The organism is Polynucleobacter rarus (assembly GCF_003072505.1).
Classification (GTDB): Bacteria; Pseudomonadota; Gammaproteobacteria; order Burkholderiales; family Burkholderiaceae; genus Polynucleobacter; species Polynucleobacter rarus.
In genome coordinates, this window is the sequence record NZ_NTGB01000001.1 from 2108405 (window position 1) to 2127559 (window position 19155).

The following is a 19155-nucleotide window of genomic DNA, read 5'->3' on the forward strand; positions in this document are numbered from 1 at the left end:
CATAATTATATTGGTTCCTTTCCAGACCAAACCGCTTTTAGATTATCAAAGAGCCATGGATCGATTCTTGAACGACAATCAATCAAGGTTTCTTCTTTAAATGTTTGAATTTTTTCAATCACTTTTTCAGCATTTTTTACCATACAAACACTCTTACCAAATTCAATTAATGATTTAGTCGTAGGATAGCTTTTAGTCTTAAACATATTTAAAGCCATTGTATGATCTACCTTAGTTGAACCTGTCTTAGGATGATCTATTTTATAAATCATGGTTGAAACCACATCATAAAGTGGGGATAGTTTTACATCCCCGTTTGGAGTGTCATAAATTAATGAGAAATTCTTCAAATGTGCATCACCATTACGTAATAAAACAGACAAAGCAATGTAATCAAAAAAGCGAGCTTTGCTCTCAACAGAGTTTTTTCCACAGAATGCATCGATTACTTTTGCAATAATCTCATAACTGCTTTGGTACTTTTCTTCTGGAGAATTCCCAGTTAAAACTGCCATATCTTCCAATCCTAATCTTTGGCCATTTTCTTCGATATCAAATCGTTCCATGATGAAAAGACCGCCATCTTTAGATAACCAAAATGGAGGGACTCTCATACCTGCTCTTCTAGCCACTTCCATACACATGAATTCATTTTGTGCCAAAAATGGATAATCTTCTCCAGCTGCTTTAACAATCAAGGATGATGTTATTAAAGATGATTTTTCACTAACATTCCCAATTGACTCCGGAATCATCACTTTGGGTTGAAAACCTGAAACGCCTGAATCAAAATATAAATCAGCCAAGAAATTAAACAACTCTTCTGAGGTCTGAGATTGAATAAGTTCTTCTTTACTTACCTGCGCCTTTGCCCGAGATATAGGCTCATTAGGGTCAACATATGTCAGCCTACCAATTTGATTTGCTCCAGTAATCTTTAGTAATGCCATATCATCTAGAACACCAAACTTAGCAAAACGTTGCTTAATAGTTTCCAACAAATAACCTTCTGGCCGATTCATCTGAAAAACAGAAAATAAGCCCCCGTTGTCATAACTTCTTGCTCTAATCGGCATCACTAAAGAAACTTCCGCATCTCGGTTGGTCGTTTCATAATTAAATACAAAGCGAGACTCTTTATTCAGCGACCCAGCGTGGCCTTGTGGTGTGCCAACATGGAGTTTTTTTATTTTAGTGATCTTCATTGAAGGCTTCATTCAAATTATCATAATCAACTCGCCTATCATTAATTGCCAGTGTCTTACCCAGAGCAGCAACTGCTTGGATTAAAGTATTCGCATCCACTTGAGCGCCCGATTCTAACTTGATGATTGTTTCACGCCTTAATCCTGCATTGATGGCAACTTGAGCTTGGGTAAGACCAACCGCTTTCCGCTCTTTGCGAAACATCTGCCCAAAGGTTTTTAGATCTAAAATTATGTTATTCATAAATAACATATTAGCAGATTTAGTCATAATTTGTTATCTTTAAATAACCTTTAATGACGGTTTAAGTCAACAAGTGATTCAACTTTTGCTTTAGATCTCCTTGCACCAGCAAAGTTCGGGGATTTCAATCTTGCATCAACTACCTTTATTGCGCGGAATGTGGGAAGTAATCGGTACAGTTAAAAAATCAAAATCCACCCCTTGATCTGCTTGGTTCACCTCATCTAAAAATAGTTTCAGGTACCCCCTCGTGGCACTTGGCTCTTGTATTGGGTTGTCTAACATCCGTTGATTTAATTCTTGATCACTAATTAAAAGTTCAATTAGTCGATTTTTTACGCTTAAGCGTATTTGGTCCCCGTTCTGAACATGGGCCAAAGGACCACCAATCGCTGATTCAGGGGTCACATGTAAAACGATTGTTCCGAATGCAGTTCCGCTCATTCTGCCATCGGAGATGCGCACCATATCTTTTACACCTTGTTTGGCTAACTTTTTTGGAATCGGCAAATACCCTGCTTCAGGCATCCCTGGGGCACCTTTAGGGCCGATATTTTTTAACACCAAAATATCATCAGCCTTTACATCTAATTCCGGATCATCAATCCGGGTCGCTAAATCTTGCGCATTTTCAAAAACAACTGCTCGACCGGTATGTTCCATCAAGCTAGCTTGGGCAGCGGATTGTTTGATAATGGCACCAGCTGGAGCTAAATTACCCCTTAACACGGCAATACCGCCTTGCGGATAAATAGGTTTATCTAGTGACTTGACTACTTCTTGGGGATAAGAGGGGCCGTAAGAATCAATCACTTGCCCTAAAGTTTGACCAGTAACAGTAAGGACGTCCAAATTCAATAAAGGCTTTAGTGTGCGCAGTAAAGTCGGCATCCCACCAGCAGCATCAAAATCTTCCATGTAATGCTGACCGGACGGTTTTAAATCAATCAAGACAGGAGTAGATTGCCCCATAGCGTGAAAGGCTTCTAAATCGATAGCTACTCCCATGCGCCCTGCAATCGCAGCTAAATGAACTAAGCCATTAGTGGAGCCGCCCGTTGCTAACAAGACTCTTAAAGCATTTTCAAAAGCAGCTGGTGTGAGGATTTTATCAATCGTTAAGCGTTCTTTTGCGATCTTCACAGCTTGCTCACCCGTTTGTTCAGCAATACGCATTCTTTGGGCTGTCACTGCTGGTGGACTTGCACCACCGGGTACTGTCATCCCTAAAGCTTCGGCAATACAAGCCATCGTACTTGCTGTTCCCATTACAGAACAAGTACCGACACTGGGTACTAACTGTTCATTGATCTCATCAGTTTCTGCTAGATCAATTTCACCCGCTCTAAATTTTGCCCAGTATCTTCTACAGTCAGTACAGGCGCCTACCCGCTCCCCTCGATGAGACCCGGTTAACATCGATCCAGTAATGAGTTGAATTGCGGGAACACCAGCACTTGCTGCCCCCATTAACTGCGCAGGCACGGTTTTATCACAGCCACCGATTAAAACAATCGCATCCATTGGTTGCGCTTTAATCATCTCCTCGGTTTCCATGGACATGAGATTACGCAAATACATACTCGTTGGATTTGCAAAACTCTCGTGAATCGAAATCGTTGGAAAATCCATGGGCAAACCGCCTGCCATTAAAACACCGCGTTTCACCGCCTCAATCAGTTGTGGCATATTGCCATGACAAGGGTTGTAGGAACTACCGGTATTGGTAATCCCGATCACCGGACGATCTAGTGCTTTGTCACTAAATCCAGCGCCTTTGATAAAAGCTTTTCTTAAGAAAAGTGAAAACGCTTGGTCTCCATAAGAAGTAAGACCCTTATTTAAACCAATAGCTGCTATTTCATCTTTATTATTTTTAGGATTTGTCATTTTTCTCGTCAATGTTTAATTAGTAAATTAAAAGACTTCTGGGACTTTATAAGGAGTGAGATCAAACTCAACGTAATCTTTCATCGCTTGTCGTTTGGGCAACTTCGTACTTTCAAAGGGTAAATCTTGATACGGAATTAGGCTTAATAAGTGCTTAATGAGATTCAGTTGACCGCGCTTCTTGTCATTAAAATCGACCACATGCCAAGGCGCCCACTCTGTATGGGTCCGTTTGATCATTTCATCCCTCGCTCTTGAATAATCAAACCAGTGGCTAATGGATTTACCATCAATTGCGGATAGTTTCCAGTTTTTACTAGCATCGCGGTAACGATCTTCCAATCTTTTCTTTTGCTCCTCTGCTCCCACATCTAGATAATATTTAATCAAAATAATGCCAGATTCAACTAAATATTTTTCAAGCACAGGCATCTGCGTTAAAAACTCTTCCGTTTCGTGTGGTTTGCAAAAACCTAAGACTTTTTCAACGCCTGCACGGTTATACCAACTTCGATCAAAGATAACCACTTCCCCTGCTGTAGGCATCAAGGACAAATACCTCTGCATATAGATCTGTCCCTTTTCGCGATCATTAGGAATTGGTAGAGCAAACACGCGAAAGGTCCTAGTGCTAACTCGGTCAGTAACCGCCTTAATAATGCCGCCCTTACCTGCGGCGTCTCGACCTTCAAATAAGATACAAACTTTTAAGCGTTTGGCCGTGACCCAACGCTCCAACTTCACTAGCTCATCTTGCAATGTTCTCATTTCGCTTTCGAAATGAGAACTTGTTAAGACATTTAAACCATAATGATTTTCTGAAAGTTCAGACTTCTCTAGATCTTTAGACTTAGCCATTATTTTTCCTAACAGATTAGGTGAAAAATTAACTCAATTCAAGATTGAATTGAGTTAATAATCTCATGTTACCTGTCGCTTGGAAAGCGAGGAAGTTTTTTACTAGGATCACTAATTTGATGGTTAGCCATATTGAGCTCCATCGCAAGAAGTGAGTAATAGCCAACGATACCAGTCAAGTCAATCGCCCCTTTTTTACCCCAGCGCTTTTCAACTGCAAGATAAGTCGGATCAGAAACTCGTTTATTTTGCAATAATTCATAAGCAAAGTTATACGCCATCGTCTCATCTTCGCTCATTTTTGTCGGACGTCTACCGTCCCGAATCGCATCAATGATTTCTTCACTAATTTTTTCGCGAAGGGCAATAGGGGCGTGGATAAACCATTCATAGTCTTGCGTGAAATGCCTTGCAGTCAGCAAAATAATCATTTCGCTAAGTTGATTGCCGAGAGCTGAACGATAGCGTAAATACAGTCCCATATTGCTCGCATTCGTTAACATTTCTGGACTGTGAAGTAAGACTAAAAAAGGGCCCGTTAAGGGGGCTTTACGACTTTGAAAAAAATCTTCAGCCGCTTTTTTTTGTTCTGCAGTAAGCTCACTAGGCTGGACAGGCTCAATTCTTGACTGAGCACCGCAAGATAAACTCAAAACCATCAAAGCCGAAGCAATGAGACTGCTTTTGATAAAAAACTTCATTATTTTTCCTTTTTAAAAGAATGAATATTAAATCGCACTAACTTTCAATTACATTTTGCTCAATGCGTTTTGGTAATGTCTCAGATCCACTAAAGGAGTTGGATCTAATGGTTTAGCTTTTTCAAATGCTGCACGGATTTCTAATAAATTCTTAAAGCCAGCTTCAGAAAATTTTGCATCTTTGTCTAAGCCAAATCCAGTCGTTACTAGAGTTTGATAAGAGGCTTCGATAATCTCTGGTGGTTGCTTCATATTTTTTTGCAAAATACTGATGACTTCATTTTTGTTCTTTGGATCAAGGCCGAACCGAACAGCTTTTACCCAAGCAGTAATGTATTTTTCAACTGTTTGACGATGACTATCAATCCAAGGTCTTAAAGCAAACATGCCTTGACCTTGATAAGGCCCTACAAAATCAACCATTCGGCCAAGGCTATGTAAGCCTGCTTTTTTAGCTTCAAAAGAAAACGGTGGATTCAGTGTTGAGGCGCCGCTATCTTCAGGATTTTTCAACATTTCTTCTAAGCGCAGACCTGTGCGGCCAACTATTTTTAAACTAAATTCAGATTCCTTAACGCCGGCGAGACTCAAAGCACGAATCGCTTGTAAAGCATAAGCAGTATTAGGAGCGTCTACTAAAAGCTTTTTACCACGCATATCCTGCATCGTTTTAATATTGGGTTGAACAAATAGTTCATTCATACTGCTATCACCACCCATCAAAATAACGGAGGGGCTGCCTGTCTGCACCACAATTGCTACCGAATTATCAACGGCTGAATGAGCAATTTGAAACTTACCATTGATTAATCCATTTCGTAAATCATCAGAATTCATGGTTAAGGTGACATTAATATCTAAGCCTTGCTCAAGAAAAAAACCTCTCTCCTGAGCAACCCATAAAGGTAAATTTTGTGCTCCAGGGAATACAGTAATCTTCAGCGCTTCAAGACTTTGATTTTGAGCATGAACAATTTGTCCAAAAAAAAGTGAAATAACCAATGTAATTCCACCGATAAAGCCTCTTAAAAATAAAGCTGATTGCATACTGTCCCTTATGTTGAATGATTCGTTAAATGATACATCACTAAACTTGGATTCAAAAGTGTCAAGTTGTATACTAGTGTTATTCTAAGACTAATAATTTCTATCTAAATACTATGAGACAGACATCAGCCGGTAAAGCATTCAAAGACGCTCTTCATATAGAAACTCCACTTCAAATTATTGGCGCGATTAATGCTAATCACGCCCTACTCGCTCAAAAAGCAGGTTACAAAGCAATTTATCTCTCCGGCGGAGGCGTTTCAGCTGGTTCCTTAGGTCTGCCTGATTTAGGGATTTCTCAGTTGGAAGATGTTCTGATTGACGCAAGACGCATCACGGATGTTTGTGATTTGCCATTGCTCGTAGATATTGATACCGGGTTTGGTTCTTCAGCTTTTAATATTGCACGTACGATTCGCTCTCTTGAAAAAGTGGGCGTTGCAGCCGTGCATATGGAAGATCAAGTGGGCGCTAAACGTTGTGGTCATCGACCAAATAAAGAACTTGTCACAACGTCAGAAATGGTAGACCGCATTAAAGCTGCAGTTGACGCCCGTACCGACCCCGATTTTATTGTGATGGCAAGAACCGATGCGATTGCTTCTGAAGGATTAGATGCTGCAATTGAGCGCTCACAACGCTATGTTGAGGGTGGGGCTGATATGATTTTTGCAGAGGCTGTAACCAACCTCGTTGACTTTGCAAAATTCAAAGCAGCTACGAAGGTTCCTGTTTTAGCCAATATTACAGAATTTGGCAAAACCCCCATATTTACCCTCGAAGAGTTAAGATCAGTTGGAGTTGATATCGCTTTGTACCCCTTATCCGCTTTTAGGGCAATGAACAAAGCAGCTGATAATGTCTATCGCACCATTCGTGCGCAGGGGACTCAACAAACATTGATAGAGCAAATGCAAACACGTGAAGAACTTTACGCGAGCATCAACTATCATGCTTTCGAGCAAAAGTTAGATTCTATGTTTAAAAAGGACTAAGTACATGTTGCCCGAAAAAATTCCAGCCATATTTATGCGCGGTGGAACAAGTAAGGCTCTCATGTTTCATCGAAAAGACTTACCTGATCAGCCCTCTTGGGATCAATTATTTTTATCCTTGTTGGGTAGTCCAGATCCTTACATGAGACAGTTAAACGGGATGGGTGGTGGCGTTTCTTCCTTATCCAAGGTTGCCGTCCTTGAAAAATCAAATCGCCCTGATGCTGATATTGATTACACTTTTGGTCAGGTCATGATCAATGAAAAAAAAGTAGATTACAGCGGTAACTGTGGCAATATTTCCTCAGCAGTAGGTCCCTTTGCTGTGTCTGAGGGTCTTGTCAAGGCAGTAGAAGGTGAAAACACAATTCGTATTTTTAACACCAATACTAAAAAAATTATTCATAGTGTTTTTGAAGTTCGAAATGGTAAGCCCTTAGTGATTGGTGATCTAGAAATTCCTGGTGTAGCAGGAACAAATGCACCCATTCGTTTGGATTTTTTAAATCCTGGTGGTGCAACAACGGGTAAATTATTACCTACTGGAAACCTCACTGACACTTTAGAAATAACTGGGATTGGCTCAATTCGAGTCACGATGATTGACGCTGCCAATGCTTGTGTATTTGTACAAGCAAAAGATATTGGTTTACGCGGAGATGAATTTCCTAATGAGTTAAATCAACGCCCCGAGATTCTTGATCTTTTGCAAGAAATTCGTCTCCAAGCTTCGGTAAAAATGGGAATTAGTAAAAACATAAGTGAAGCTTCTCAAATTAAATCCGTACCCTATGTAGGTTTTGTAAGTCCTGCAAAAAACAGTTCAACAATTAGTAATAGTCCAATTGATGGCGCAAAAATTGACCTGATAGCGAGAGCTATTTCTAATGGCCAACCCCACCTTGCCTTACCCTTAACCGTTTCCTTATGTCTTGGTGTTGCAGCCAAAATGCCCGGCAGTATCGTCGCAGATGTCCTACAGAATCAAAAAACTCAAACTGAAGAAACAGGGCAGGCAATTCGCATTGGTATGCCGTCTGGCATTTTGACAGTTGGTGCGCAGGTGAGTAACACCACTGCAGGGTGGGTTGCCCAAAAAGGTAGCTTTTATAGAACAGCGCGACGTTTATTTGAAGGCTTTGTTTATCCTCAAGTCGATATGGATAACCCTTAAAATGCTCAATCTGAACTTTCTTAAGCATTTCTTCATTATTAGCCTAACCATAATTAGTTCTAGTTACCTGCCCAGCTTTGCCGTAGAGTATCCTAGTAAACCCATCAAAATGATTGTTCCTTTCGCACCCGGTGGCGGTAATGATGCCATCGGACGCGTAATAGCAAAAAATCTGGGTGAGCTACTTGGGCAAACGGTGATTGTTGATAATAAGGCGGGTGCTGGGGGACGACTTGGTGTAGAAAGTGGCGTTAAAGCGGATGCTGATGGTTATACGATCCTTTTGATCTCGAATAGTTATGCAGCAAACCCGAGTCTTTTTAAAATCAACTTTGATCCCATTAAAGACATTACACCCATTGGCCTCATCGCTAAAACTCCTTTACTGCTTGCGGTAAGAAAAGATTTACCAGTCAATTCGGTTAATGAACTCATTCAATATGCAAAAGCAAATCCAGGTAAATTGTCTTATGCGTCCTCGGGACAAGGTGGGATTTCGCACTTATCTACTGAACTTTTTTTGAAACAAGCTGGCATTCAAATGATGCATATTCCTTACAAGGGAACTGCTCCCGCAATTACTGATATTGTGGGCGGCGTCACTGATGTTTTCTTTAGTACTACCGGCGCAGCACTACCCTATTTACAAGCTAAAAAACTGAAGGTAATTGCTGTATCTACTAATACACGCAGTGCTGTCGAGCCCCAGATTCCAACTGTTGCCGAGTCAGGTTTACCAGGCTACGGAGTAACCGTATGGTACGCCTTAGTAGGTCCTAAAAATTTACCGCCTGAGATTTTAAAAAAACTAAATCTCGCTTTAACAGCAGCTGTAGTAGATAAAAAAACTCTTGAATTATTTAAGGCAACTGGAGATGTGGCTTCTCCTAGTAGTCCTGACGAGTTACAGTCGATTATTTTTGATGAGGTCAATCTCTGGAAAAAAGTAGTATCAGAAGCTCAAATCAAAGTTGACTCAGCGCAGTAAAAGAAATCGTAGTAAAAGAAATATTAACTAGAAGAAAACGAAACAAATATGCAAACAAAAATACCTTGTGTCATTATGCGTGGCGGTACATCACGCGGTCCTTTTTTTAACACAAAAGACCTACCTAAAGATATCGCTAAAAGAGATGAAGTTCTATTAGCAGTCATGGGCTCGCCACATGAATATCAAGTGGACGGTATTGGTGGTGGGACACCCTTCACTAGTAAGGTCGCCATGATTAGTAAATCAGAGCGTCCTGGTATTGATGTGGACTATTTATTTGCTCAAGTTATTGTGAATGAAAAGATAGTTGATACCAAACCCAATTGTGGCAATATGCTTGGCGCAGTAGGTCCATTTGCGATTGAACAAGGATTAATTCCGGCCACTGAAGGCACAACTTTAGTGACTATCTATAACGTCAATACTGGCGCAGTAGTAGAAGCGATCGTCCAAACACCAGGAGGTGTTGTCAACTATGCAGGCAATGTCAGTATTGACGGCGTCCCTGGCACTGCAGCCCCCATCCTACTTAATTTTAAAAGTGCAATTGGCTCAGTGACGGGTAAGTTATTACCGACTGGTAATGTGGTCGATATGATCGACGGGGTTGCGGTCAGTTGTATTGATGTAGCCATGCCTATGATTCATATTCATGCAAAGGATTTAGGTAAAACTGGTCATGAAACTCCTGCTGAACTGGATGGTGATAAAGCGTTTATGGCGCGCATGGAAGCTATCCGACTCAAAGCTGGCTTACTTATGGGGCTCGGTGACGTATCAAAAATGGTAGTCCCTAAAGTAGGCCTCTTGTCAGTCCCCGAGCATGGTGGCACGATTACTTCTAGATATTTTGTACCCTACTCTTGTCATAAAGCGCATGCTGTCACAGGTGCGGTATGTGTAGCATCTGCTTGTGCGATTCCAGGCACAGTAGCATCTATTTTGTCAGGTGTTTCGGCTCATGGCCCGCAAGGCATGATCGACATCGAACATCCTTCTGGAAAAATCACAATTGATTTGGATGCTGATTTCACTATCCAAGAACCCCTCATGAGGAGAGCTGCCTTAGTTCGAACAGCAAGACTCGTTATGGAAGGTAATTTACTCGTACCATCGGGTATTCTTTAATTAAGGAAAATTATGCATACAGAGTTAATCACCATTAAAACAGACACTCTTTCTTTAGAGGGCGTTTTCTATACCCCTGAAGGTCCTATTAAAAATGCCATTATTTATTTCCATGGCAATACGATGAATTTTTACACAGGAGGAGCAAGATTTTTACCGCCTACCTTGACACAATCAGGATATGCTTTTTTAGCCTTTAATCGTCGCGGACATGATGTTTTGTCAACACGCAACAGTCGTATCGCTGAAGGTGGTGCATTTCAGACTGTCGCAGAATCACTGAGCGATCACGAATACGCGGCAAAGTGGCTAGCAGAAAAGGGTTTTGAAAATCCGATTGTGATGGGTCATAGTTATGGTGGTATGTTGGCGACAAGGTTTGTCGCTGATCACCCCAATACGCCGGCATTAGTTCTCCTGTCCGCAGGTAAAGGTGGTCGTGACCAAGATCAAGTCCCTGGTACGGAGAAGCTCTTTTCGATGGACAAGGGCCCTGAGCTAATAAAGCAAGCTAATGAACTCGTTGCTCTTGGCAAACCCAAAGATTTAATGTTGATGCCAGGTTGGTGGTATGTTATCTCCGCAGAAAGCTACTTAGATCGTCTGCAAAATGTGCCAGATACCATTGCTTTAGCAGCAAAAATCCATTGTCCAGTACTAGCAATCAGAGGGGATATGGAAGATGTGCATCGATATCCAGCTGAAGATTTTGCCAAAGCCTGTGCTGGAAATTGTGATGTAGAAATCATTGAAAATTGTGATCACTTTTACAACCAACAAGAAGATGTTGTTGCTAATTTGATTGATCAATGGCTGCAAAATCAACTGAAATAAAGAACTTAGCAGAATCCTTCAACTTGAATAATTTAGAAGATTGGAAACATCATGACGCAACTAATCAGCAATCAAAATAGCTTCGATTCACTCTCTAGCAAATGGCTTTTCCTAAAAGCAAGTTTGTTAGCCTTAACTTCTAGTCTTTTATTTATTAACCTTAGTCACGCACAATCCACTGCTAGCGAATCTGTTCCTCATTACAATCCCAAAGCAAATTTCGAAATAAAAATTACAGAAATACCATACCGCACCAACGCAAGTGGCAGAGTACTGAAGGCACGGATTTATGAACCGGTTGGTAAGGGTCCGTTTCCGACAATGGTTGATTTTCATGGTGGTGCTTGGAATAATAAAGATCGCTTTGCTGAAGAACCGATGGATCGGGCAATTGCCAAAAGTGGCGTCTTAGTCGTAGCAGTTGATTTAACCTTAGCAGGTGATGCACCTTATCCAGCGAATGTGCAAGATGCAAGTTATGCCATTCGGTGGGTTAAACATCATGCACCTCAGTGGCATGGTGATTCTAAAAAAATTGGTATTTACGGCAGTTCCAGTGGCGGACACGTTGCTCAACTATTAGCTTTAAGGCCAAATGATCCTCGTTATAACGCCATCGTTTTAGAGCAAAACCCCAAAATTGATACCAGCATCGCCTACGTTGCAACGCGCTCGCCGATTAGTGATCCATTTGGTCGATTTGCCAATGCAACCCGTTTGAAAAGGGATCGGATGATTAATAATCATTACACCTATTTCAAACCATTTGAAACCATTCATGAAGCCAATCCGCAAGAAATCTTAGACCGTAATGAGCCTCACGGTAAACTCCCTCCCTTCCTTCTCATGTATGGTGATTTAGACGATAACGTCTTGCCAGTTTTACAGGAGAAGTTTACCGCAGCGTATCGCCGGGCAGGTGGGGAAATTCAACTGCGTGAGTTTAAAGACAGTGAGCATGAATGGGTTGCTAAAGAAAGTGCCCAAACTGATCTAGCTCGTGCAACGGTAAAAGCCTTTATTGCAAAACAATATCCAAGGTAAGTTTCCTCGTTAATCCCTATGTGATTTTTTGAAAAAATAGGTATATTGAAAGAACTAATCTTTAAATTAAGGACTAAAGAATGCATTTTCCAAAATGGCTAATCGGCTCACTACTACTTTTAAATATTGGTACGCATAGTAATTTAGTTAGTGCCCAAGAAAAATTTCCAAATCGACCAATTCGATTTGTGATTCCCTTTCCTGCCGCGGGAGCTACCGATAATATTGCCCGGCCACTTGCAGCGGAACTCGCTAATAGTGCTGGTTGGAATGTCATCATCGAAAATAAGCCCGGCGCTGGTGCAAATATTGGCGCTGACTTTGTTGCTAAGTCACCTGCCGATGGTTACACCTGGTTAATGGCCTCTGTTGGCACCCATGGTATTAATCCGCCACTGTATAACCAAGGTAATTACCGCCTGCCCTTTGATCCAGTAGCCGATTTCAGAGCCATCACTTTAGTGGCAGAGTTGCCCAATGTACTCGTTGTTAATCCTGATTTTGCAGAAAAACATAAGATTAATAACGTCAAGGATTTGATAGCTTACGCCAAGGCTAATCCAGGCAAAGTCAACATGGCTTCAAGTGGTAGTGGCACTTCCATCCATATGGCTGGTGAGCTCTTTAAAAGTATGACGAAAACCTACATGTTGCATTTACCTTATAAGGGTAGTAGCCCAGCGCTAACGGATCTCATGGCGGGTAATACCGATATCATGTTTGATAATTTACCTTCTTCGATTAATTTTATTCGCGCAGGCAAGTTAAAACCCCTCGCAGTGACGAGTGCAAAGCGCTCACCACTCTTTCCAGATTTACCAACGATTGCTGAAGCTGGCGACCTACCAGGTTATGAGGCCACCTCTTGGTTCGGTGTAGTGATTCCGGCCAAAACGCCTAAAGATGTTGCTGACCGAATTTCTGCAGAAGTCATTAAAGCTGTTAAGAGCCAAAGTGTGAAAGAAAAATTCTCTGCGATGGGCGCAAATCCAGTAGGAAATACGAATGAACAATTTAGCGACTACATTAAAAACGAAATCGCTAAATGGACAAAAGTTGTTAAAGACTCTGGTGCAAAAGTAGAGTAATCAAAACATTCCAACTAAAACATTACCAATGATTAAAGCTCTTGTAATGTTTTGGTTGGCGTAATGGCATTCGGTTCAGTAATCAGTTCAATCAAAGCACCCTGGCCGTGTGCAATCGCATCCTGTAAGGCTGGGAAAAACTCCTCAGTCTTCGTTACTCGGTAACCCTGCATATCAAAACTTTTTGCTAGTAAGACAAAATCAGGATTCGTTAAGAAGGTGCCAGAGACGCGTTGCTTGTATTCTCGCTCTTGATGCATCCGGATAGTACCGTACATCCCGTTATTGAGAATAATCACAATCGGTTTTGCTTGATACTTCATACCCGTTGCGAGTTCCTGAATATTCATCATGACATCCCCATCACCAGCAATACAGACGACAGTTCGGTCTGGCATCGCAATTTTCGCCACAATGGCGGCAGGTAAACCATAACCCATCGAACCATTAGCTGGGGCTAATTGTGTTTTAAATCCGCTATATGAATAATAACGATGTAACCAAGTCGTAAAGTTTCCGGCACCATTGGTGATGATGGTATCTTTTGGTAAAACCTCATTCAGTCTTGTGAAAATTTCAGCTAATTGAATATTCCCGACGATGGGTAGTGGTACTTGAAAAGCCTCTTGATCACGACGAGCCTGTACATACCACTCCGTATTTTTTTGGAGTTTCAAATTAGCAGCTATTAAGTGTTTTACAAAATGGGTTGGAGCACAATTGAGGGCCACAGTCGGTTGATAAACAAAGCCTAACTCATTTGCTCCAGGATGCACATGGATCATCGCTTGTTTTGGCTGAGGCACTGTAAACAGGGTATAGCCTAGTGTGGTGATCTCGCCTAATCGATCACCAATCACTAAAACTACATCCGCATCCGTAACCCGCTGTACCAATTTGGGATTAATACCAAGTCCTAAAAATCCAGCGTAGGCAGGGCTTTCATTATCGATTAAATCTTGATAACGAAAAGAGCTAACAACTGGAATTTGCTGATCTTCAGCAAAGCGCTGAAGATCAGCACAACTACTAGCGTCCCAAGAACTTCCGCCTAGAACAATGATCGGATTTTTAGCCTTCTCAAGTAATTCTTGTGCATGTGCAAATGCATCGATATCCACACCTGGCTGAACCCGGTGAGCTTGCTGTGAAACGTGATCAGGTCCTAGGCTTGACAAAATATCCTCAGGCAGGGCTAACACGACGGGTCCCATACGTCCTGACTGCGCCAAATGAAATGCTTTAGAGACGTATTCATTGATACGGTCTACTCGATCAATGCTACCGACCCATTTAGCGCATTGGCTATAGGTTTGCCGAAAATCCATTTCTTGAAAGGCTTCTCGTTCAATCATCTCTGAGCTAACTTGACCGACAAAAACGACCATTGGGGTTGAGTCTTGATATGCCGTATGGACTCCTACCATCGCATTGGATGCACCAGGTCCACGAGTTACCATCAGAACACCGACCTTACCTGTCAATTTAGCGTAAGCATCCGCCATATAAGCCGCACCGCCCTCTTGCCGGCAGGTGACAAATTCGATTTGATTCTGTTGGTCATACAAACCATCAAGCAGCGCTAAAAAACTCTCGCCAGGCACTCCAAAGGCATATTCAACTCCTTGGCTTGCTAATGCATTGGCTAAAATCTTTCCACCATGAATCTCAGGCTTATTTGGCATATCAGTCTCATTCATTATTAAATTCGTTTAAAGTATTGTTAAATTCAATTCTAAAGTTATTTTTATTTCGCAGGATCATTTTTCAAAGGGCAGAACATGCGTTGGTTACAGTTTTCAGTGAATAATAAAATCCAAAGTGGCTATTTAGTAGGTGAACAAATTCATGCTATCCAAGGCAATTTTTTAGATGAGTGGCAAGATACAGGTGAAACCTATCCCTTATCGGCTGTAAAAATTGAGATTCCAATTATCCCCAGAACCTTTTATGCAGCTGGATTTAATTACGCAATTCACGTGGCAGAAATTGCCAAAGCTATGGGTGAGAAACCTAATTTACCAACTAGTGCCGACATTGGATATCGTGCCAATAATGCCTTAATTGCCCATGATGAAGATGTCATTATTCCGGCTGATGCGACAGAACAAGTTCAATATGAAGGTGAAATCGTTTATGTCATCGGCAAAAAAGTTAAAAATGTATCGCCTGAACAAGCTTTAGATTGTGTCTTCGGCTATACCATTGGTAACGATGTCAGTGAACGATCTTGGCAAAAAACAGATCGAACTTTTTTTAGATGTAAAAACACGGATACTTTTAAGCCAATGGGCCCGTGGATTGAAACAGATTTTGATATTGATACTGCGACAACGACCATTCGGGTCAATGGTAAAGAAGAAATCCAATTTGCTACCAAAGAGATGATTTTTAACTTTGCCGAATTCCTAAGTAGAGCAAGTCAGTACATCACCTTTTACCCCGGCGACGTGATGTGGATGGGTACCGAAGGTACCTCACCCAACTTAGTTCATAACGACGTTGTAGAAATTGAAATTAGCGGCCTGGGTGTTTTACGCAATCGTTTCATTAAAGAAGGCCAATAATTATTTAGGCTTAACTATTCAAGCTTAACTATTCAGGTTTAATATTCTTTTCGCGAATTACTTTAGCCCAAAGCTCTTTCTCGTCGACCATATTTTGACTGAACTGACTTGGGGTGTTAGCAACGAGATCGCTACCACCCTTTAGCACCATCGAACTCACCTCAGGGGAATTCATAATCCGAATCACCTCTGTACTGAGTTTGGCTAGAATATCCTTGGGTAAATTGGGTGGACCGAGCAGCCCTAGCCAAATATAAGCGGCCATATCCTGCAAGCCCATCTCCCCCATGGTTGGGACACTTGGAGCGGCAGTCGATCTTTTATCAGAGAAGAGTGCTAAGCCTTGCATCTTACCGGCATTCACCATTCCTTGAGAGTTCCCAACACTATCGCAGAACATTTGTGTCTCACCAGCGATTAAAGCAGCTTGCGCTGGCGCTGCTCCTTTGTATGGTACGTGCACAACACTCGTTCCTGCAGCACTATTAAAAAGCTCACAGGCCAAGTGACCCCCACTCCCAATACCCACACTAGAGTAATTTAACTTGCCCGGATTGCTCTTGGCATACTGAATAAACTCAGGCAAAGTCTTGAGTCCCAAGCCAGGATTAACCAGTAAATACATCGGATACTTAAGAACCATCGAAATAGGTGAAAAATCTTTCACTGAATCATAAGAGATGGGTTGGCGCAGTAATGGACTAATGACATGCGCACTGTTGGATGTAAAAAGGAGGGTATAGCCATCTGCTGGTGCATTCATTACAGCTAAGCTTCCAGGCAAACCTGTACCGCCAGCTTTATTTTCGACTAATACCGGTTGTTTAAAAGACTCTGACATTTTTGCAGCAAGCAGTCTGGCGTAATTATCTGTTGGCCCCCCTGGCGGAAAAGGCACAATCATTTTGATTGGACGCGTTGGATAATTAGTTTGGGCAAAACCCTTCGGAATCAAGATCAAGAGTAAACCGATAATTAACCAATAAATGATGTTTTTAAACCATTCATTCTTATGCATTTTGTCTCCTTTTTTATTGAATCCTAATCGAAAAGGAATATCAACGCAATCCGTAAGAACCTTAGTCAGATTGAAGATGATTTACACCCGGAAGAATATTGGTTATTCCCTAAACTGCCATTAAAATAGAGTCTCATATAAAAATAAAGAGACAAACATGTGGTTTAACTTTCGTAATGCATTATTCCTTTTAGGATTTGGGCTCAGTGCCCTTACCTCCCACCTCGCTTTTGCTCAGTATCCTAATCGCACAATTAAAATTGTTGTGCCCTATCCTGCTGGTGGTGGCTCAGATACGATTTCTAGACCATTGGCACAAAAATTAACGGCTGAACTGGGTCAATCCGTCATCGTTGACAACAAAGGTGGAGCAGGGGGCAGTATTGCGATGGAGTATGTGGCAAAGTCTGCTCCGGATGGTTACACCCTGATTCTTGGCTTAACTCCCCAACTCGCAGCAAATGTCAGCTTATTTGAAAAAATTCCTTACGATGTTCAAAAGGATTTCACACCCATCACCCTATTAGCGGATGGACCCTATCTCTTGGTAGTCAACCCCAATGTTCCTGTAAAAAATGTAGCAGAACTGATTGCCCTGGCTAAAGCAAAGCCACTCGAACTTAATTATGCAACTTCAGGTAATGGCAGTGGTGCACACCTGGCAGCTGAGTTACTCATGAGCTTAACCCAAATTAAGATGGTCCACGCCCCTTATAAAGGGGGTGCACAAGCTCTATCTGATGTTTTAGCTGGTCATGTTCAAGTACTATTTACCCCACCAGTGAGTGCGACTCAACATATTCAAAGTGGTAAATTAAGAGCATTAGCTGTTACAGGTTCGCACCGCTCTGCAGGACTGCCGAATATTCCTACTTTATCTGAGGCTGGCGTCCCTGGTTATAACTCGGGAGTTTGGTACGGCGTCATGGCTCCAGCAGGCACCCCAAAAGAAGTCATAACTAGACTTAATCAAGCCTTTATAAAAATCTTAAAACAACCTGACTTTACTGCATTGCTAGTATCCAGTGGGATTGACCCAATCGGTAGTTCTCCGGAAGAGCTAACACAATTTATTAATAAGGAAACACTTAAATGGTCGAAAATCATCAAAGCAGCGGACATCAAAGTCCAATGAGTCCCATTTGCCCTTGGTATTCTCTTGGTTATATTATTCCCCACAAATATACCGATTTAGATGCTTACCAATTTTACAAAGTTGCACCCGAAGGGATGCTACTCGTGACGACAGGTCTTAATTTAGCGGAATATACTTTAGCCTCCGTTGAGGATCAAATGCCGGATTTTTATCAAGCTTTGGATCTTTTGGCTAAAAGGCCGGTTGATCGTATCTCTTTAAGTGGTGTACCAGTTGCCGCTGCACTTGGCCGTGAGCGGATGCTTAAGTTACTTGAGGAGGGTTCCCAACGCACTGGTCTAGTCTGTGACACCGATTTAGAAGCGCATATTGCCACCCTTCATCACCTTGGTGTGACAAAAATTGCCATTGCTTCAAGATGGTCAGACGCTGTTAATGAAGGCTTAACTGAATATTTACGCCAAGCAGGTATTACTGTTTTGGCGATTCGCTCAAAAGGCCGCTCTCTCGCTCAGAATAAATCAGCTAGTGCGCTAGCAGATCATGAATTAGCCATTGCACTCGGTACTGAAGTGATGACCGCCGCGCCAGAGGCACAGGCTCTGTTAATGCCAGGTGGCTTATGGTTTGCTATACATGCTGTAAAAGTATTAGAAGATCGATTTAATAAACCGGTATTACTTAACATTTTGAGTACAACTGCAAGTGCAATGCGTGCTTATGAGAAGTCTTCCGGTTTAACTGCGCCCAAAGCCGACCCTAGGTGGGGGAAAGTTTTATCGAATATTTAAGTCTAAATATTATGCTAGAGTGAGATTTCGTTGAAAGAAGAAATCCTTGAAGCCATCACTCATTCTAAAAATACATCGTGCGGCCATTCTTTCAGTGATTGAGACCAATAATGCATCCAATGCATGTGTTTTCGGCTCGGTGGTCCATGGAGATGATCATGAAGATAGTGACTTAGATATATTGGTTGATCCGACGTCAAACACTAGTTTGATGGATATCGCCAAAATTCAAGTTGAGCTAGAAAAGCTCTTAGGTATTTCGGTAGATGTGCTGACTCCGAAGGAATTACCCGAAAAGTTCAGAAATTCCGTCTTGGCTGAAGCCGTGCCTTTGTAAAAAGAGCACTCCGAAACTCAGAATTCTTAAGTTATCTCTTTGCAGCCATTGAGCACAAATGAAAATAGAGCTTTTTAGTCAAACAAACGATTAAATTCTGTTGTATCCTATGCTCTGATTTTTAAACATTTTTTTAATCTTTTGGAG

General features: G+C 41.7%; 19 protein-coding genes. 11 read left to right on the forward strand and 8 right to left on the reverse strand.

Annotated features, from left to right (window positions below; translation table 11 throughout):
- Positions 1–5: 5 nt before the first annotated feature.
- From AOC35_RS10025 to AOC35_RS10050, 6 genes are all read right to left on the reverse strand, one after another.
- Entirely contained in the window at positions 6–1205 is a 1200-nt protein-coding gene (locus tag AOC35_RS10025) for a type II toxin-antitoxin system HipA family toxin (protein ID WP_159077548.1), read from the reverse strand.
- Positions 1192–1449 carry a helix-turn-helix domain-containing protein gene (locus AOC35_RS10030; protein ID WP_159077549.1) on the reverse strand — a complete coding sequence of 86 codons (258 nt, stop codon included), beginning with the start codon at positions 1447–1449 and terminating at the stop codon, positions 1192–1194. Before AOC35_RS10030 ends, AOC35_RS10025 begins: the two co-directional genes overlap by 14 nt.
- A gap of 135 nt (positions 1450–1584) precedes the next feature.
- A complete protein-coding gene (locus AOC35_RS10035; protein ID WP_108646954.1) occupies positions 1585–3339 on the reverse strand; it encodes an IlvD/Edd family dehydratase in 1755 nt (584 codons plus the stop codon).
- Positions 3340–3366: 27 nt separating this feature from the next.
- Positions 3367–4197: a polyphosphate kinase 2 gene (ppk2, locus tag AOC35_RS10040; RefSeq protein ID WP_108646955.1), complete on the reverse strand. Its 831-nt coding sequence runs from the start codon at positions 4195–4197 to the stop codon at positions 3367–3369.
- A gap of 68 nt (positions 4198–4265) precedes the next feature.
- A complete protein-coding gene (locus AOC35_RS10045; RefSeq protein WP_108646956.1) occupies positions 4266–4898 on the reverse strand; it encodes a carboxymuconolactone decarboxylase family protein in 633 nt (210 codons plus the stop codon).
- Between the two features lie 48 nt (positions 4899–4946).
- A complete protein-coding gene (locus AOC35_RS10050) occupies positions 4947–5945 on the reverse strand; it encodes an ABC transporter substrate-binding protein (protein WP_108646957.1) in 999 nt (332 codons plus the stop codon).
- A gap of 113 nt (positions 5946–6058) precedes the next feature.
- On the opposite strand from AOC35_RS10050, the gene prpB reads away from it, so the two are divergent.
- The 7 genes from prpB (at position 6059) to AOC35_RS10085 (ending at position 13199) form a co-directional block, all read left to right on the forward strand.
- On the forward strand, positions 6059–6940 hold the full coding sequence (gene prpB / locus AOC35_RS10055; protein WP_108646958.1) for a methylisocitrate lyase: 882 nt from the start codon (positions 6059–6061) through the stop codon (positions 6938–6940).
- 4 nt (positions 6941–6944) lie between these two features.
- Complete coding sequence (locus AOC35_RS10060; protein ID WP_108646959.1) at positions 6945–8114, forward strand: 2-methylaconitate cis-trans isomerase PrpF family protein; 1170 nt, start codon at positions 6945–6947, stop codon at positions 8112–8114.
- A 1-nt stretch (position 8115) separates the two neighbouring features.
- The gene (locus tag AOC35_RS10065; protein WP_108646960.1) at positions 8116–9102 is read left to right on the forward strand and encodes a tripartite tricarboxylate transporter substrate binding protein; all 987 of its coding nucleotides are present in this window, start codon (positions 8116–8118) and stop codon (positions 9100–9102) included.
- A gap of 48 nt (positions 9103–9150) precedes the next feature.
- Complete coding sequence (locus AOC35_RS10070) at positions 9151–10233, forward strand: 4-oxalomesaconate tautomerase (RefSeq protein ID WP_108646961.1); 1083 nt, start codon at positions 9151–9153, stop codon at positions 10231–10233.
- Positions 10234–10245: 12 nt separating this feature from the next.
- Positions 10246–11067 (forward strand): alpha/beta hydrolase, encoded by an 822-nt coding sequence (locus AOC35_RS10075; RefSeq protein WP_108646962.1) that lies wholly within the window; start codon positions 10246–10248, stop codon positions 11065–11067.
- Positions 11068–11118: 51 nt separating this feature from the next.
- A complete protein-coding gene (locus tag AOC35_RS10080) occupies positions 11119–12111 on the forward strand; it encodes an alpha/beta hydrolase (protein ID WP_108646963.1) in 993 nt (330 codons plus the stop codon).
- An 80-nt stretch (positions 12112–12191) separates the two neighbouring features.
- A complete protein-coding gene (locus AOC35_RS10085; protein ID WP_108646964.1) occupies positions 12192–13199 on the forward strand; it encodes a tripartite tricarboxylate transporter substrate binding protein in 1008 nt (335 codons plus the stop codon).
- A gap of 32 nt (positions 13200–13231) precedes the next feature.
- Here AOC35_RS10085 and AOC35_RS10090 read toward each other — a convergent pair whose 3' ends face one another.
- Entirely contained in the window at positions 13232–14899 is a 1668-nt protein-coding gene (locus tag AOC35_RS10090) for a thiamine pyrophosphate-binding protein (RefSeq protein WP_211307505.1), read from the reverse strand.
- A gap of 81 nt (positions 14900–14980) precedes the next feature.
- On the opposite strand from AOC35_RS10090, the gene AOC35_RS10095 reads away from it, so the two are divergent.
- On the forward strand, positions 14981–15766 hold the full coding sequence (locus AOC35_RS10095; protein WP_108646966.1) for a fumarylacetoacetate hydrolase family protein: 786 nt from the start codon (positions 14981–14983) through the stop codon (positions 15764–15766).
- Positions 15767–15794: 28 nt separating this feature from the next.
- On the opposite strand, the gene AOC35_RS10100 is transcribed toward AOC35_RS10095, so the two are convergent.
- Positions 15795–16784 (reverse strand): Bug family tripartite tricarboxylate transporter substrate binding protein, encoded by a 990-nt coding sequence (locus AOC35_RS10100; RefSeq protein ID WP_108646967.1) that lies wholly within the window; start codon positions 16782–16784, stop codon positions 15795–15797.
- Positions 16785–16941: 157 nt separating this feature from the next.
- On the opposite strand from AOC35_RS10100, the gene AOC35_RS10105 reads away from it, so the two are divergent.
- The 3 genes from AOC35_RS10105 to AOC35_RS10115 are packed head-to-tail and all read left to right on the forward strand — an operon-like array spanning position 16942 to position 19008.
- On the forward strand, positions 16942–17919 hold the full coding sequence (locus tag AOC35_RS10105; protein ID WP_108646968.1) for a Bug family tripartite tricarboxylate transporter substrate binding protein: 978 nt from the start codon (positions 16942–16944) through the stop codon (positions 17917–17919).
- Entirely contained in the window at positions 17877–18671 is a 795-nt protein-coding gene (locus tag AOC35_RS10110; protein WP_108646969.1) for an aspartate racemase/maleate isomerase family protein, read from the forward strand. The genes AOC35_RS10105 and AOC35_RS10110 overlap by 43 nt, the downstream gene beginning before the upstream one ends.
- 46 nt (positions 18672–18717) lie before the next feature.
- Positions 18718–19008 (forward strand): nucleotidyltransferase family protein, encoded by a 291-nt coding sequence (locus tag AOC35_RS10115; protein WP_108646970.1) that lies wholly within the window; start codon positions 18718–18720, stop codon positions 19006–19008.
- Positions 19009–19155: the final 147 nt, after the last annotated feature.